The 16,921-nt window shown below is 40.9% G+C and carries 16 protein-coding genes and 1 tRNA gene; 13 read left to right on the plus strand and 4 right to left on the minus strand.

Features of this window, described 5'->3' with window-relative positions; genetic code table 11:
- Positions 1-26: 26 nt before the first annotated feature.
- From AC570I_RS02390 to AC570I_RS02430, 9 genes are all read left to right on the plus strand, one after another.
- Positions 27-695 carry a hypothetical protein gene (locus tag AC570I_RS02390; RefSeq protein ID WP_497404088.1) on the plus strand — a complete coding sequence of 223 codons (669 nt, stop codon included), beginning with the start codon at positions 27-29 and terminating at the stop codon, positions 693-695.
- Between the two features lie 11 nt (positions 696-706).
- On the plus strand, positions 707-1,276 hold the full coding sequence (locus AC570I_RS02395; RefSeq protein WP_047797555.1) for a DUF4199 domain-containing protein: 570 nt from the start codon (positions 707-709) through the stop codon (positions 1,274-1,276).
- Positions 1,277-1,409: 133 nt separating this feature from the next.
- On the plus strand, positions 1,410-2,360 hold the full coding sequence (locus tag AC570I_RS02400) for a glycosyltransferase family 2 protein (RefSeq protein ID WP_047797554.1): 951 nt from the start codon (positions 1,410-1,412) through the stop codon (positions 2,358-2,360).
- 1 nt (position 2,361) lies between these two features.
- On the plus strand, positions 2,362-3,330 hold the full coding sequence (locus AC570I_RS02405; protein WP_497404090.1) for a glycosyltransferase family 2 protein: 969 nt from the start codon (positions 2,362-2,364) through the stop codon (positions 3,328-3,330).
- On the plus strand, positions 3,327-4,154 hold the full coding sequence (locus AC570I_RS02410; RefSeq protein ID WP_497404092.1) for a hypothetical protein: 828 nt from the start codon (positions 3,327-3,329) through the stop codon (positions 4,152-4,154). Before AC570I_RS02405 ends, AC570I_RS02410 begins: the two co-directional genes overlap by 4 nt.
- A 40-nt stretch (positions 4,155-4,194) precedes the next feature.
- On the plus strand, positions 4,195-5,694 hold the full coding sequence (locus AC570I_RS02415) for a GH3 auxin-responsive promoter family protein (RefSeq protein WP_497404094.1): 1,500 nt from the start codon (positions 4,195-4,197) through the stop codon (positions 5,692-5,694).
- A 21-nt stretch (positions 5,695-5,715) separates the two neighbouring features.
- On the plus strand, positions 5,716-6,888 hold the full coding sequence (locus AC570I_RS02420; RefSeq protein WP_497404096.1) for a 1-deoxy-D-xylulose-5-phosphate reductoisomerase: 1,173 nt from the start codon (positions 5,716-5,718) through the stop codon (positions 6,886-6,888).
- 29 nt (positions 6,889-6,917) lie between these two features.
- A complete protein-coding gene (gene rseP / locus AC570I_RS02425) occupies positions 6,918-8,318 on the plus strand; it encodes an RIP metalloprotease RseP (protein ID WP_497404100.1) in 1,401 nt (466 codons plus the stop codon).
- 80 nt (positions 8,319-8,398) lie between these two features.
- Positions 8,399-8,935, plus strand: a complete 537-nt coding sequence (locus AC570I_RS02430; protein ID WP_497404104.1) for an iron-sulfur cluster co-chaperone HscB C-terminal domain-containing protein — start codon at positions 8,399-8,401, stop codon at positions 8,933-8,935.
- An 80-nt stretch (positions 8,936-9,015) separates the two neighbouring features.
- On the opposite strand, the gene AC570I_RS02435 is transcribed toward AC570I_RS02430, so the two are convergent.
- Positions 9,016-9,095 (minus strand) — tRNA-Leu (locus AC570I_RS02435).
- A 77-nt stretch (positions 9,096-9,172) separates the two neighbouring features.
- Positions 9,173-9,481 carry a DUF3817 domain-containing protein gene (locus AC570I_RS02440; protein WP_497404106.1) on the minus strand — a complete coding sequence of 103 codons (309 nt, stop codon included), beginning with the start codon at positions 9,479-9,481 and terminating at the stop codon, positions 9,173-9,175.
- A 278-nt stretch (positions 9,482-9,759) separates the two neighbouring features.
- Here AC570I_RS02440 and AC570I_RS02445 point away from each other — a divergent pair, with 278 nt between their 5' ends.
- Complete coding sequence (locus AC570I_RS02445) at positions 9,760-11,394, plus strand: ABC-F family ATP-binding cassette domain-containing protein (protein WP_047797547.1); 1,635 nt, start codon at positions 9,760-9,762, stop codon at positions 11,392-11,394.
- A 417-nt stretch (positions 11,395-11,811) separates the two neighbouring features.
- On the opposite strand, the gene map is transcribed toward AC570I_RS02445, so the two are convergent.
- Complete coding sequence (gene map, locus AC570I_RS02450) at positions 11,812-12,609, minus strand: type I methionyl aminopeptidase (RefSeq protein WP_497404109.1); 798 nt, start codon at positions 12,607-12,609, stop codon at positions 11,812-11,814.
- Positions 12,610-12,706: 97 nt separating this feature from the next.
- On the opposite strand from map, the gene AC570I_RS02455 reads away from it, so the two are divergent.
- A complete protein-coding gene (locus tag AC570I_RS02455) occupies positions 12,707-14,482 on the plus strand; it encodes an aminopeptidase P family protein (protein ID WP_497404111.1) in 1,776 nt (591 codons plus the stop codon).
- 7 nt (positions 14,483-14,489) lie between these two features.
- Here the strand turns inward: AC570I_RS02455 and AC570I_RS02460 are convergent, their stop codons facing one another.
- Positions 14,490-14,843, minus strand: coding sequence for a winged helix-turn-helix transcriptional regulator (locus AC570I_RS02460; protein ID WP_316798103.1), 354 nt, complete (start codon positions 14,841-14,843; stop codon positions 14,490-14,492).
- A 102-nt stretch (positions 14,844-14,945) separates the two neighbouring features.
- Between AC570I_RS02460 and AC570I_RS02465 the strand changes: the two genes are divergently transcribed.
- Both AC570I_RS02465 and AC570I_RS02470 read left to right on the plus strand, forming a co-directional pair.
- The gene (locus AC570I_RS02465) at positions 14,946-15,950 is read left to right on the plus strand and encodes an MBL fold metallo-hydrolase (RefSeq protein WP_497404113.1); all 1,005 of its coding nucleotides are present in this window, start codon (positions 14,946-14,948) and stop codon (positions 15,948-15,950) included.
- A gap of 173 nt (positions 15,951-16,123) precedes the next feature.
- A complete protein-coding gene (locus AC570I_RS02470) occupies positions 16,124-16,813 on the plus strand; it encodes a winged helix-turn-helix domain-containing protein (protein WP_497404115.1) in 690 nt (229 codons plus the stop codon).
- The last annotated feature ends 108 nt before the right edge of the window (positions 16,814-16,921 follow it).

The raw sequence follows: 16,921 nt of genomic DNA on the forward strand, positions 1-16,921 counted from the left end.
ATACAAAAACTTGATACGATAAAAACATGGATAATAGAGTAAAAAAAGCGCTTGTCGCTTCACTAAACAAATATGCTGAGGTTTCTGAAATAAACGTTGAAGGCTTCGAAACGGAGTTGATCGCAGCTTTCGAGCTTGACGTTAATTTTTTAGATAAAGCAACGGCTTTTGACGCTGTTTTTGACTCCCATTCCAGCTTTGAAGCATTACGGGAAATTTTCTTCGACCTACTCATGGTGAATTTCTTTAGCAGCGATGTTCAAAAGCTGGAAGATGATTACCTGGAAAGCGATGAGTGGGCCAATATTGAAGAAGAGACCATCGAGCGCGGCTCAGAATTGCTGAACCTCTTGCTATATATTAAAGAATGCAAAGATGAGGATATCGAGCCTGAACTTGGCGATTTCCTGAAAGAGTTTTTGCTAGTGGAGGATGATGAATTTCAAGATGAGTTTGAAATTTATGAGGAAATGATCAGCAATCAGAATTTAGCAGAAACCAGTGTAGAAGATATCTGTAAAGCGGCTAAGAATTTGAATATAAGTGAAGAGCTACAAGAACTTTTTGTCCCGTTTATGGTGTTCTTTCTTGATGTGGAAGGTAGTGCAACTACCACAAAAGAATTAATTCAGTTTAGCAGTAACAAAGCCTTCGATGCTGCATCTTATACTTTGATTAGCACAATCAATAACTAAATTAAACATATATGGACAAAAGTGCTCAAATTTCCCAGCTATCACTTAAATACGGCTTTATCCTCGCAGCCGTTTCAATAGTTGTATCGCTTACATTACATTTTATCAACCCTGTACTTGTGTACACGAGCTTTGCGGCTCAAATTGGAATTTTCGTCTTATTTATAGCCCTACTGGTAGTTTCAGGGATTAACATCAGAAAAGAAATCGGGGGCTATTGGACTTTTGGTGAAGCCTTCAAAGCTTTTTTGATCATCTCATTGATACTTGCAATAACGGCAACACTATATAATGTTATTTTAATGAAATTTATCGATCCGGATCTTCCGGCGAAAGCTGCTGCGGCCATCGAAGATGCGCAAAGAGCCATGATGGCTAAGTTTGGTTTAGGTAATGAAGAAATTGACGAAGCTTTGGCGAAATCAGGTAATATGCAGGAAAAGCTTGAGCCTACCTTCAAAAATATTCTAACCAGCTTTGGTGTTTCAATTGCTATGTATGGTGTTCTCTCACTAATTTTGTCTGCAATTCTAAAGAAAAAACAGCCAGAAAGTTTAAGTACATTCCCTAAAGAAGCTTAATTACCAATTACAAAATTTCGAACGTGCAGGTTTTATCATTTAATTTGATGAAATTTGCACGTTTTATTTTAAAAGAGTTTTGCTGACAGGACTTAGGTTCTGATACCAGATGCTCGAATCTTGATACTCATAAATGGATATATCAGTTGTAGTACCTTTGTTTAACGAAGACGAATCTTTACCTGAATTAACGGCATGGATCGATAAAGTAATGGTTGAAAATAGCTTTACTTATGAAGTTATTTTGGTTGATGATGGTAGCACGGATAAATCATGGGATGTTATCGAAGCGCTTCGGGCAAACAATCCTGCAATTAAAGGAATCAAATTCAGAAGAAACTATGGTAAATCTGCAGCCTTAAATGTAGGCTTCGAGGCGACCCAGGGCGACGTAGTGATTACCATGGACGCCGATCTGCAGGATAGTCCTGATGAAATCCCCGAACTGTACAGAAGAATTAAAGATGAAAAACTGGATTTAGTTTCAGGTTGGAAAAAGAAACGCTACGATCCGATCACTAAAACAATACCTACTAAACTGTTCAATGCTGCAACCCGTAAAATGAGCGGCATAGAGCTGAATGACTTTAACTGTGGTTTAAAAGCGTACCGCTGCGATGTGGTTAAAACCATTGAGGTATATGGCGAAATGCACCGTTATATTCCGGTTATAGCAAAATGGGCAGGCTTTAGTAAAATTGCAGAGCAGGTTGTAGAGCATCGTGCCCGTAAATATGGTACCACTAAGTTTGGTTTCAGCCGTTTTATTAATGGCTTTTTAGATCTGCTGTCCATTTTCTTTGTAGGTAAATTTGGAAAACGCCCGATGCATTTTTTTGGCTCACTGGGCGTTTTGAGTTTCTTTATCGGCATTATCATGTCGCTTTATATTTTAATAGAAAAGAAAATCCTGATCTGGCAAGGCCTGGCTTATCGCGATGTCACCCAGCAACCCTTATTTTATTTATCATTAGTGGCTATTGTAGTTGGCTCCCAAATGTTTCTTGCCGGATTTATTGCCGAACTTTTATCCCGTAATGCACCAGAAAGAAACCAATACCTGATAGAAAAGGAACTAAAATAAAATGTTTTTCTCCATCATCATACCGCTTTACAATCGTCCGCAGGAAATAGACGAGCTTTTATATACCCTTACCAAACAAACCTATTTGCAGTTTGAGGTTCTGGTTATTGAAGATGGCTCTAAACTTGATGCGAAGGAAATTGTTGAGTCCTATCAGGATAAGCTCGATATTAAATACTATTTCAAAGAAAATGCTGGTCAGGGTTTTGCACGGAATTATGCCTTCGAAAGGGCAACCGGAGACTACTTCATCATTTTCGACTCTGATATTCTCGTGCCGCCGGATTATCTGGAGATTGTTAAAAACTACCTCTTCGAACATCATTTAGATGCTTACGGCGGTCCCGATGCGGCGCATGATAGCTTTACGCCTGTACAGAAAGCCATTAGCTACGCGATGACATCACCATTTACTACCGGCGGAATTCGTGGCAACAAAAAACATGTAGGCCAGTTTCATCCGCGGAGTTTCAATATGGGGATTTCCCGTCAGGCTTACGAAAAAGTAGGAGGCTTTATCCTTACCCGCTTGGGTGAAGATATCGAGTACAGCATCCGTATTCACGAAAATGGTTTCAAAATTGGATTAATACCAAATGCGAAGGTTTATCATAAAAGACGCACAAGCTTTAGTCAGTTTTATAAACAACTGCATTTCTTCGGCAGGGCAAGAATTAATATTTATAAACATTTCCCCAAAGAGTTAAAACTGGTCCATTTTTTCCCTGCAATGTTTACCCTGGGCCTTGGATTTACCATATTGTGTAACTTTATTTATCCGCCACTAGCCTATGTTTGCAATTTCTTTCTGTTGGTTTACTTTATGTTGATATTTTTTCACGCATGGTCTGTAAATAAATCTTTAAAAGTTGCATTTTTGAGCATTATATCTTCCTTCATCCAATTAAGTGCCTATGGTTTAGGATTTATACAGGATTTATTTAAAAGAGTGGTATTCAAACAACAATGATTAATTATTTAAAAGAAAGTACATTCGCCGTTAACGATGTCATTCAGAAGGCATGGAGCATCACCAGAAAACATTATTTTTCTATTGCTACCCTATGCTTTTTAATGTTCATTACAGCCAGTGCATCCAGTTTAATGGCCTTTTTTATTAAAGACGTAAGCAAGGCACTCAGTTTTGTAATGGCAATTGTTTTCGTGTTTTTGTATTTCACCATTAATCTTTCTTTGTTTAAATACATTTTTCACCTGATGGATGATGAGGAGCATGATGTTAAAATTGTTGATACCTTGCCAACCAGACAACAGATTATAAGATTCTTAATTGCAACGCTATATTTCATTGGCTGTATTTTATTCATTGGCCTGATTTTGTTTCCGGTGTTATATGTCTTAGATCCGGTTTTGAGGTATCTGGTCCAAATTGGCTGGGTAAGCAGCTTCAGGGAAACAGGCGTCATCATTACTCAGGTGGCAGTGGGGATTGCAATTCTGGCCTTATTTATTACCTGGCTGAGAATTTCTTTTTTTCCATTTTTTATTATCGATAAAAATGCTGCCCCTTTCGAATCCATCAAATTAAGTTTAGCAATTACTAAAGGTAACTTTACCAAAATTTTATTGCTGTTGTTGGTTCTGGGTGGAGGCTATTTGATTTACTTACTGTTTAACCTGCTACACTGGCCGTTTGTAGCGTTCATCGTCAATATTTTAAGCTCATTTATCATTGTTCCTTTGTCCAGTGTTGCTTTAACGGTTGCCTATCGCAAAATTGCAGGCGAATATAAAGGTGATGAGCATCCGGATATTTTGCATAACATCGTTTAGAATCACGGTCATTCACCATTCAATCAACAAATCTTAAAGTATGGGGTTAAAAGCGGCATTAAGTAAGCCTTTTGCAGCATTTGCTGTTTGGAAGATTAATAAATGGAAAAAAAATGCTGTTGGTGCTCAACACAAAATACTTCAGCAACTCATCGCAGAGGCAAGAAATACAGCTTTCGGAAAAGACCACCATTTCGGAGAAATAAAAAGCTACACAGATTTTAAGAAACAGGTGCCCGTTCAGGATTATGAAGGTTTGAAGCCTTACGTAGACAGGGTTGTGGCCGGTGAGGCCGACGTATTGTGGAAAGGTAAACCCCTGTACTTTGCCAAAACATCAGGAACAACTTCCGGCGTAAAGTACATCCCACTTTCCAGGGAGTCGATGCCCGAGCACATTAAGGCTGCAAGAAATGCCATTTTAACCTATATTCATGAAACCGGAAAGGCTGATTTTGTAAACGGTAAGATGATTTTCCTGCAGGGGAGCCCGGTATTGACCGTGAAACACGGGATCAATATTGGCCGCTTATCTGGAATTGTTGCACACCATGTTCCCGCTTATTTGCAGAAAAACCGTTTGCCATCCAACCCAACTAATATTATCGAAGACTGGGAGCAAAAGGTTGATGCCATTGTTGAGGAAACGATCGATGAAGATATGACCCTCATTTCTGGTATTCCACCATGGGTGCAGATGTATTTCGATAAGCTTTCGGAGAAAAGCGGAGGTGCGAAGATTGCATCGATCTTCAGGAATTTTAGCCTGTTTATCTATGGGGGCGTAAACTTTGAACCCTACAGAGCAAAAATAGAACAGAGTATCGGGAAGAAAATTGATTCCATAGAAACCTATCCTGCATCCGAGGGTTTCATTGCTTACCAGGATTCGCAAAAGGAAAAGGGCTTGCTTCTTTTAGCAGATGCCGGCATTTTTTACGAATTTATCCCTGCTGATGAATATTACAATGAAAATCCAACCCGTTTATCTTTGGCCGAGATTGAATTAGATATCAATTATGCACTTATATTGAATACAAATGCAGGTTTGTGGGGATACAGTATTGGCGATACCGTTAAATTTGTTTCTAAAAATCCTTATAAAATTGTAGTAACCGGCAGGATCAAGCACTTTATTTCGGCATTTGGTGAACATGTTATCGGCGAAGAAGTAGAACATGCCCTGCTGAGTGTGGCCAATGAAGAGCAGGTAGAAATTACCGAGTTTACGGTTGCGCCACAGGTAAACCCTAAGGCAGGTGAGTTGCCTTACCACGAATGGTTTGTGGAGTTTTCTTCGGCACCCAAAGATATGGCAACTTTCAGCAAAAAGGTAGATCAGGCTTTGCAGAAGAAAAATATTTATTACTTTGACCTCATTGAGGGAAACATCCTTCAGCCTCTTGTGATCCGGTTGCTGCAAAAAGATGCTTTCGTAAACTATATGAAAAGCGAAGGGAAATTAGGCGGGCAGAATAAAGTGCCAAGATTGAGTAACGACCGGAAACTGGCCGATGGCCTTGAACCGTATATGATTTAAATAGAGAATCAAAAGAAAACATTGACAAAACAACATAAAAATATAACCATTCTCGGCTCTACCGGCAGTATAGGTACCCAGGCGCTCGAGGTTGTGCGCGATAACCCCGACATTTTTAAAGTGTCTGTGTTATCGGCCTTAAAAAATTCCGAGTTATTGATACAACAAGCCAGAGCATTCAAACCTGAGGTTGTTGTCATCTGCGATGAAAGCCAGTATGCTTATGTAAAAGAATCCCTCTCGCCCTTGGCGATTAAAGTATTAGCTGGTGAGCAGGCGTTGACAGAGGTTGCGGCCTATCCTGATAGCGACATTGTGCTCACTGCCCTGATGGGATCGGTTGGCTTAAAACCAACCATTGCAGCAATCAAAGCAGGAAAAGATATTGCACTGGCCAATAAGGAAACCTTGGTGGTAGCAGGCGAATACATTACCCGCCTGGCTGCCGAATATCAGGTAAAGATTCTTCCTGTCGATTCTGAACACTCTGCTATTTTTCAATGCCTGGTGGGTGAAACGCAAAACGAGATCGAAAAAATTTACCTGACCGCATCCGGCGGCCCGTTTCTGGGCAAAAGCCGGGAATTTCTCTCCACAGTAAAAAAAGAGCAGGCTTTAAAACACCCTAACTGGGTAATGGGGGCTAAAATTACCATCGACTCTGCCTCTTTGATGAATAAAGGCCTGGAAGTCATTGAAGCTAAATGGCTTTTTAATCTCGATGTAGATCAGATCGACGTAATTGTTCACCCGCAGTCTATCATCCACTCAATTGTACAGTTTACAGACGGATCGATGAAAGCGCAAATGGGTGTGCCCGATATGAAATTGCCTATTCAGTACGCACTGAATTATCCCGACAGGCTAAAAAACGATTTTAAACGTTTTAATTTTCTGGATTATCCAAACTTAAGCTTTCAGCAGGCCGATATGCAAACCTTTAAAAACCTGGATTTAGCATTCAGTTCTTTGCGAAAAGGCGGCAATATGCCCTGTATTTTAAACGCAGCGAATGAGGTAGTAGTAGAATCATTTTTGAAAGACAAAATAGGTTTCCTGCAAATGAGCGATGTAATTGAACGGTGTATGGATGAAATCAAATTCATAGAACACCCGCAATTAGACGATTATTTAGAAACTGACAAACATAGCCGTATCTTAGCCGGCGAATTGGTAACAAAAAGTATAGTTTAACATCTAACATAAAAATATTAGAATAGAATATGAATGGATTGATTATGGCGGGGCAGCTGCTGCTTGGATTGTCTTTATTGGTTATCTTACACGAATTAGGACATTTTCTGGCAGCCAGGGCATTTGGTATTAAAGTAGAAAAATTTTATTTGTTTTTTGATGCCTGGGGTTTTAAACTTTTTAGCTTTAAAAGAGGCGATGTTGAATATGGTGTGGGATGGTTACCATTGGGTGGCTATGTGAAAATTGCCGGAATGATCGATGAAAGTATGGATACTGAGCAAATGGCTCAGCCTGCTCAGTCCTGGGAATTTCGCTCAAAACCAGCATGGCAACGTTTAATCGTGATGCTTGGCGGTATTATCGTTAACGTTATTGTAGGGGTCATCATCTTCTGGATGCTTACTTTCAAATACGGACAGAACTACACCGTTAATGGTAAACTGACTGATGGTATTTCTGTAGGAAACATTGGTAAAGAGATTGGATTGAAAAACGGGGATAGGATTTTAGCGATAAACGGAAATAAACTGATCCGTTTCGAAGATGCTATTTCTAGCAAAGTTTTGTTTGATGGTGCCCAGCTGACTATTTTGCGTGGCAACCAAACCCTTTATGTTTCCGTACCTGATACCATCTTAAACAAAATCTCTAAAAACGAAAAAGATAACTTTATTGCGCCCAGGTACCGGATGCAAAGCATAGAAAAAGTTGTAGTACCCGATCCGTCTGTGGATGAGCAATCTTTTATCGGTAAAATTTTAGATAAATTATTCGGACGGAAGTTCGAGAAGCCATTATATCCGGCCTATAGTGCGGGTATCAAACCTGGGGATAGTATTTTGACCGTTAACGGCAAGCCTGTCACATTCTTTGATCAGTTTAAAGATGAGGTTTCAGCTAATAAAAATAAAAAGGTAACGATCGTAGCTTTACGTAAAGGGAAGGAAATCACCTTTAATCCAATCGTGAATACCGATGGAACGATCGGTGTTGGCCCTAACTTTAAAATGCCGGAGAGTGCCCATATCGATTACGGATTTGCCGAATCACTTCCTATTGGTGCCAACATGGCCTGGAGCACCTTCCTGGATAATGCCAAGGGTATTGGCAAAATGATTACCGGTAAATTGAGTGCACGTAACATCAGCAGTCCGGTAGGTATTGCCAAGGCTTATGGCAGCAACTTCGACTGGGTTAAATTCTGGACTTTAACCGGATTAATTTCAATGGCATTAGCTTTTATGAACTTATTGCCTATCCCAGGTTTGGACGGGGGACACGTCGTGTTCCTGCTCATCGAGATGATTCAACGCAAACCAGTGAGCGAAAAAGTACTGGAGCGCGCTCAAATTGTGGGCTTTGTGATCCTGATTTGTTTAATGGTGTTTGCTTTTGGTAATGATATTTTAAAATCTTTCGGTAAGTAAAACCAATTTGATAATATTGCCGCAGATGCAGAGGTTAATCGTTAACCTGTGCATCTGCGGCTTTTTTAATTTATAATATCATGAGCGAACAAACAAACCAGCCTGATTATTTCGAATTCTACGAATTACCAATATCATTTAATCCTGATCAGGCGGCAATCAAAACCAAATTCTACGCCTTAAGCAAGTTATACCACCCTGATTTTTATGCAAACGAAAGTAAGGATAAGCAAGATGAAGTACTGGCCCTTTCCACACTGAATAATAAAGCTTATCAAACCTTAAGCAATAAAAAAAAGCGTTTAAGGTATGTATTAACGCTTAAGGGAATCGTAGAACCAGATGAAGGTTATCAGTTGCCGCAATCGTTTTTAATGGAAATGATGGACGTTAACGAGGCGCTAATGGATTTGCAGTTTGAACCTGATGCTGAAAAACTAAAAGAAGTAAGTAAAGCTGTTGAAGACATTGAGCGCGATCTTGCTGCGGAAATGAAGGGACTTACAGATCAGTTCGATGAAAATCCGGAAGCTTCGGAAACATTATTTCCCGCCATTAAAGATAATTTCTATCGTCAAAAATATATTGATCGTATCCGGGAGAAACTTCCACGCTAATTCCAAATCAGCAGGATACTTATAAGATGAATATTTTTTATAAATAAAAAAGCCTTAGATTTCTCTAAGGCTTTAATTCGTACCCGGAGCCGGAGTCGAACCGGCACGGTTTCCCACAGGTGTTTGAGACCAGCGCGTCTACCAATTCCGCCATCCGGGCATGTGTTGGACGGGGTTGCAAATGTAGATAACGAAAATGAAAAAGCAAAAAATATTTTCAAATAGTTCGTAACTGATTTAAGGAGTGTTGTTTGCATTTTCCGGCCGCTCGTCTTTTAACTTCCTATCCACTACAAATGGCGCAAACGGAAGTAATGAAGCCAGAAAAATCAAAATGGCTTTACCAAATTTCCATTTCTGCTCCTGCCAGGCCATCACCAGGCAAGCGATATAGGCAATAAACAAAATCCCATGAAGCCAGCCGGTATATTTAACTACCTCTTTATAATGGAAAATGTATTTTATCGGCATGGCAATAAATAACAGCAGCAAATAAGAAATGCCTTCTGCAACAGCAACTTTGCGAAAAATGGAAAGAGAACTCATGAATCTGATTTTTTCCGAAAGTAAGTTAAAGCTGCCGCTGGACAAAAACTAAATCATGATTTTACACTTTCCTGTTTAATTTCGATAAATGTTCAATTAAACCGCTAATTTCTTTCATGTATCCGGGTAGTATCGATCATCTTGATGCCCACCTCCAACAATATGTTTGGACTAATCCAGATAGCATGCCGAAAAAGCATAGCTAAATACTCGGAATACAATACCCTGCACTTAAATACTTTCCCTTATCTTTGCCCTAAATTCAATATTTCAAGACAGTGATTAATGTAAACAACATCTCCGTTTCATTCGGCGGAACCACGCTCTTCAGCGATGTAACCTTTTCGATTAACGAGAATGATAAGATAGCCCTGATGGGTAAGAACGGTGCGGGAAAATCTACCATCCTTAAAATTATTGCGGATGTAGCCAAGCCAACTTCAGGAAATGTAACTGGTCCCAAAGATGCAGTGATAGCCTATTTGCCACAACATTTGCTTACTCACGATAAGGCTACCGTTTTCGAAGAAGCCATGAAGGCTTTTGAAGAGGTTAACCAGATGCAGAAAGAGCTCGACGAATTAAATGAGCAGCTTACTATCCGTACTGATTATGAAAGCGATGATTACATGAAGCTCATCGAACGGGTATCAGAGCTGAGTGAAACATTTTACTCGATCGAAGAAACCAATTACGATGCTGAAGTTGAAAAAGTGCTGAAAGGCCTGGGTTTCGAACGTAAAGACTTTACCCGCCAAACTTCTGAATTTTCAGGTGGATGGCGCATGCGTATCGAGCTGGCAAAAATCCTGTTGAAAAAACCTGATTTAATCTTACTGGATGAGCCTACTAACCACATGGATATCGAAAGTATTCAATGGCTGGAAGATTTTCTGGTCAATTCAGCAAAAGCAGTAATGGTAATTTCACACGATCGTGCCTTTGTTGATAACATTACCAACCGGACTATTGAAGTCACCATGGGCCGGATTTACGATTATAAAGCGAAGTATACCCATTATTTGCAGCTGCGGGCTGAACGCCGTATACACCAGCTCAAAGCTTACGAAGAGCAGCAACGGTTCATTGCCGATAACCAGGAGTTTATCGATCGTTTCAGGGGTACCTATTCCAAAACCCTCCAGGTACAGTCGCGCGTAAAGATGCTCGAGAAACTCGAGGTTATCGAAATTGATGAAGTAGATACTTCGGCATTGCGATTGAAGTTTCCTCCTTCACCGCGCTCCGGGCAGTATCCGGTAATGGTAGAAGAGCTGACCAAAACTTATGGCGATCATACCGTATTTCAAAAAGCATCTATGGTTATTGAGAGAGGGGAGAAGGTTGCTTTTGTAGGTAAAAACGGCGAAGGTAAATCAACCATGATTAAAGCCATTATGAACGAAATTGACTTTGAAGGAAGTTTAAAAGTAGGGCATAATGCCAAGATCGGTTACTTTGCCCAGAATCAGGCTGCTTTACTAGATGAAAACCTGACCGTATTCGAAACCATTGATCAGATTCCGTTAAGCGACAATACTATCAAAATAAAAGATCTTCTTGGCGCTTTCATGTTTAGTGGTGATGATACCACTAAAAAAGTTAAAGTGCTTTCAGGAGGAGAAAAAACGCGTTTAGCCATGATTAAATTATTGCTTGAACCGGTTAATGTTTTGATCCTCGATGAGCCCACCAACCATCTGGACATGAAAACCAAAGACATCATCAAAGATGCCCTGAAGGATTTCGATGGCACCTTAATTCTGGTATCCCACGACAGGGACTTCCTTGACGGTTTGGTACAGAAAGTATTTGAATTTGGCAACAAGCGGGTTCGCGAACACTTTGAAGACATCAAGGGGTTCCTGGCTTACAAGAAAATGGACAACCTAAAAGAAATTGAACAAAATTAAAAACAAATCCTTAGATTCAGATTTACGCTAGGCATACACATAGATAATGGACATATTATTTAAAATTTTACTCTTAGAAATAATGTTCCTTGCTTGAGATCACCTTGGATTATAACACTGTGGTTATTCATTGCGGTCCAATTTGGTCAGACTGGTTGGGTTCAAAAACAACTAATTATTTAAGACAACCATTATGCACTGTATATCGCTAAGATAACCTTGAACGGGAAAACCCTCGCGGGTAGTCAGATTTCGCACAAAGAACTTACTGCGGGAGGGGTGCTCACGTTCTATCTGAAAGAAATGAAGTAGCCCCGTTACTGATGATTTTGTTATGATGACCATAAGGAAAAAAGTCCTGCTCGTATTTGAGCGGGACTTCCTTTTTTATTTCGAAATGAGTATAGCGAATGCCTGTTATCCAATAAACTTCAAATTGCTGTTGTTCTTTTCTGCGGCCTCAATAGGAGCATAGTCTGACAGGATCAATGCCTTACCTTTTTTAACGCATACATCATGCTCAAAATGAACAGAAGGCTTTCCGTCTTTCGTTCTCACCGTCCATCCGTCTTTCTCAATGTATACCTCTTTCTTGCCGAGGTTAATCATGGGCTCGATGGCTAGCACAAGGTTTTCCTTTAGCATTAAACCCGATCCGCGTTTTCCATAGTTAGGCACCTGAGGATCCTCGTGCATACTTTTTCCCAATCCGTGGCCAACAAAATCCCGCACCACACCATAACCCTTTTTTTCATTGTGATTCTGAATGGCGAAACCAATATCACCTAGTCTTTTACCAACAACAGCTTCAGCTATTCCTACAAATAGCGACTCTTTAGTTGTTTTAACTAAATCCAGAATTTCCTCGCTTGCATCGCCAATTACAAAAGTATAGGCATGGTCGCCATGGTATTCATTTTTAATTACACCAACGTCTACAGAAATGATATCACCATCTTTTAAAATTTCTTTACCCGGAAAGCCGTGAACCACTACGTCATTAACAGAAGTGATGATGTGGTGAGGAAATCCACTATAATTATAAAATGAAGGTACGGCACCATGATCCAAAATGAATTCATTCGCCAGTTTGTCTATTTCAATTGTGGCCAGGCCGGGACGTAATATCTTCGCGATTTCGGCCAGCGTTTCGCTCACCAAAAGTGCACTGATTCGCATCAGTTCTACTTGTTCGTCAGTTTTGTAAAAAATCATTGGCGCAAAATTACGAATAAAGTAGCAAGAATTGAGTATCAAGTTTCTCTTCCTTTTTGTAGTTTTGAAAACAACAGGTCAACACCGCGTATCAAACATGAATCATCAGGAAAACCTTTCCCAGCTCAGAAAATTAATGCAAAAGCATCAGGTAGATGCCTGTATTATTCCTTCAGCCGATCCTCACCTCAGTGAATATGTGCCTGAGTTTTACAAACAACTCCGGTTTATGTGTGGGTTCACGGGTTCTATGGGCACGGTGGTAGTCACACACGATTTTGCTGGCTTGTGGACAGATTTCAGGTATTTTCAGCAGGCCGAAAAAGAAACAAATAACACAGGCTTTGAACTGGTTAAGCTGAAGGTGCAGTATCAACCCGAATATATTGAATGGCTAAACGGCTCGCTTGCACAGGGCGCTACAGTAGCTTTTGATTTCCGCTTGCTTCCTGTTTCACTGGTTGCACAGATAGAAGAAGGCCTTTCAGAAAAAAAGGTGGTATTGAAAAGTGTCGATTTTGTTTCTGAGATCTGGACTGAACGGCCAGCAATGCCTTCGAAACAAGCGTTTTTGCTGGATGAAACCGCATGCGGAATGTCGTTTTCCGAAAAGCTACATCAGCTGAGGAATAAAATGAAGCAGGAGAAAGCAAATACTTTAATCCTTTCTGCTCTTGATGAAATCGCCTGGCTGTTTAACCTGCGTGGATCGGATGTTAATTTCAACCCGGTTGTAGTCGGTTTTGCCATTGTCACAACCGCTGAAGTCAAATTATACCTTGCGGAAGGGAAATTAAATGAGCAGGATTTAACCTTCCTTCAGGCACAGGGAATTTTTATTTATCCTTATGATGATTTTGAAGGTCATCTGGCATCACTACCTATTACTTCCGAAGTCCTGATTGATCCGAAGAAAACCAGCCACCAGGTTCAACATATACTTCCCGGGCAGGTCAAACTCAAATTTGGCGATAGTTTAATCGCACCATTAAAATCAATAAAAAACGAGGTTGAAGTCGCAAACATCCGCTTATCAATGATTAAGGACGGGATAGCGATCACGCGTTTTTTCAAATGGCTGGAAGAAAATGCAGGTTCAGGTGAAGTAACGGAGTGGAAGGCCGCTGAAAAAATAACGGCCTACCGTGCAGCACAGGAAACCTATGCCGGGCCAAGTTTTGCACCTATTTCTGCATATGGCCCTAACGCCGCGATGCCACACTATTCGCCAGATCAACGGGATGAAATAAAACTTAAACCTGAAGGTCTGTATCTGCTAGATTCGGGCGGTCATTACTTTCACGGTACAACAGACATTACGCGGACAGTACCCCTTGGTGCATTAACCGAAGAAGAAATGATGGATTATACGCTGGTGCTTTCCGCGATGATCTCCGGTTCGATGGCTAAGTTTCCCAGAGGCACCCGCGGATACCAGATTGATGGCATTTGCCGTAAACAAATGTGGGAGCATGGCATCAACTACGGGCATGGTACAGGGCATGGGGTAGGTTACTTTCTCAACGTTCATGAAGGCCCACAGAATATCGGGCCCTCAAATGTCCCGGTTGCCCTTGAAGCCGGCACGTTAACCTCTATGGAACCCGGGATTTACCGTGCGGGAAAACATGGGGTTAGAATTGAAAACCTGATCCTGACTATTGAAGACCACACCACTGATTTTGGCGAATTCCTAAGCTTTGAAACCCTTACCCTTGCACATATTGATACCTCCTGTATTGTAAGAAGCCTGCTCAACGAAAAACAAATCAGCTGGCTCAATGAATACCATCAGGAAGTGTACCGCCAGTTAAGTCCGTTTTTAAATGCAGAAGAACAAAGCTGGCTTTCAGAGAAGTGTAAGGCAATTTAAGAAAATATCAGCATTCCGTAGCCGCTCCCGCTATCGGCAGTTCAAGTATCTGGTGGTCTGCCCATTGCCTCAACTGATCAATGATCGGAATAAGCGCTGTGCCGGCAGGTTGCAAAGAATACTCTACTTTAGGCGGTACTTCCAGGTATACCTCTCTGAAAACCAATCCGTCCTGTTCCAGTTCCCTTAAGGTTTGGGTCAGCATTTTAGTGGTAATGCCTTTCAATAAACGTTTAAGCTCCCCATATCGTAAAACCTTGTGCTCATTCAGATACCATAATATCCTTCCACGGTATTTGCCACCAATGCGTTGAAAAGCAAAATCAACTGCACAATAGGCTTTAACATGTTCATTTTTCATGACAGACAAAAATTAATGTGCTGATAATCAGCAATAGATTACAAAAGGTATGTAGGTTACAAAAAAGTACATACTTGATGCAAATATACCAATATGCTAGTTTTGAAAGAAAAAAAGATGGACAGAAGAACTGCAATAAAACAATCTGCGCTACTCGCTTTAGTGGCAATGGCTAATACCAAAGTAATTTATGCCATGTCTGAAACAAAGCAGGAGATCAGGGGTTACAGCCGATTTAAGCTTGGCAAGCTTGAAATTACACTGGTTACGGATGGTCACATTCCGATGACCCCGGTTCAACCCAACTTCGCTCCCGGAATTGACGCTAAAAAAGTTAATCAGGCGCTTGAAGCTCATTTTGCTTCGAAAAAAATGGTAGACCTCGGTATAAATATCCTGCTCATCAAGTCAGGAAACCGGTTGATCATGATCGACAGCGGCTGCGGAACCAGTTTTGGTGAAAATTCAGGGTGGCTGGTCCCCAATCTTGAAAAGGCAGGCATCAAGGCTTCCGATATTACGGATGTAGTCATCAGCCATGCGCATCCCGATCATATAGGTGGATTAACCAATGATTCTGGCAAAATGGTGTTTCCGAATGCGGAGATTTATTTATCCCAAATCGAACACGACTTCTGGATGGCAGACAAACAGGATTTTTCAAAAAGTAAAATTAAAGATGAAGAATTGAAGCGTATGGTGGTTTTAGTGGCCAAAAAGAATATTACTGCGGCAAAATCCCGATTACATCTGGTCGGAGATGGTGATGAACTTTTCGGCTGTATAAGGGTTCATCTCGCCCCGGGGCATACACCAGGGCACTGTATTTTGGAGGTGTATGCTGGTAGCGACCGGCTTTTTCACCTGGCCGATCTGGTGCATTCAGCAGCACTGGTCATCGAACATCCGGAATGGGGTTTTGAAGGTGATACTGATTTTGAACTGGCCATCGCATCCCGTAAAAAAGTACTGAGTGATTTAGCTGCAGCGAAACCCCTTGTGTTTTCCTACCATTTGCCTTGGCCGGGATTAGGACATTTGAAACCTAAGGGACAGGCGTACGAATGGTTGCCCCAGCAATCTGCGCTCCCAGACTGGCCTCAATAGAGAGCGTAGAAAAGCAGTGAAGATCAAATAGGTGTGTAGTGCTGTTGTCGAAAATTCCCCGTGTTTGGTCGCAGAATTTCTGCGCTGTGTCGCATATGTAAAATAAACTTCCATCTGGTTGGTATTTTTCCACGGCTTACTCAGAAGGAATAGCCTGGGCAGAACATATAACCATGGAAAATATACTTTTTTTAGAACGGGAGGGGGTAGTGCGTGAAACCATCCTTAAAGGAATGCTTGACCGGAAACTTCCCGTTGTTGCTTTTCAACGATCAGACGATTTATTAAACAGCGGGGAAAACCTGAAAGCAAAATGGTGTATCCTGGATATGGATGTCCCTGACCATAATCCTTATTACGTAGCTGGCAGCATACGCAGGAAATATCCTGATGTTATTTTGCTTTTTTGGGGAACTATACCACCAAGTAGAACCGTATTGTTTGAACTGGGCATTCGTGGTACGGGCTATATCAAAAAAACGCTCGATCTCGATGAATTTATGCCAAAATTGCTTCACTACCTGAATGACGGTCACAAGCGCCTGTGGCATACCAGTGAAGCCGCATTCAACTTTGGAAACAGCAGGTTAAGCGTTGGCGATCAGCAATTATCAACTCCCGTAGATAATTATCACCTGACTTTAAAAGAAACAGCCTTGCTCGAAATGCTACTGCTACATAAAAATGATGTTTTGCCGAGGGAAAAATCACTCGGTTTGATTTGGGGAAGATTGGATTATTATACGGCCAGAAGCATGGATGTTTGCGTTTCTAAACTAAAACGCAAGCTCTCCGGCGACAGTGCCATTTCAATTGTTAACCTGAGGTCAATCGGTCATAAACTATTGATTTCGGGAAATTAGATATTATCGGGAGCTGGATAATGTTTTCAGGAAATCCACGAAATAATAAACTGTGCAGACTCACACTGAATGCACAGTTTATTTTTATTTTTCAGGTGTGATTGAATC

The organism is Pedobacter sp. A2324 (assembly GCF_059693705.1).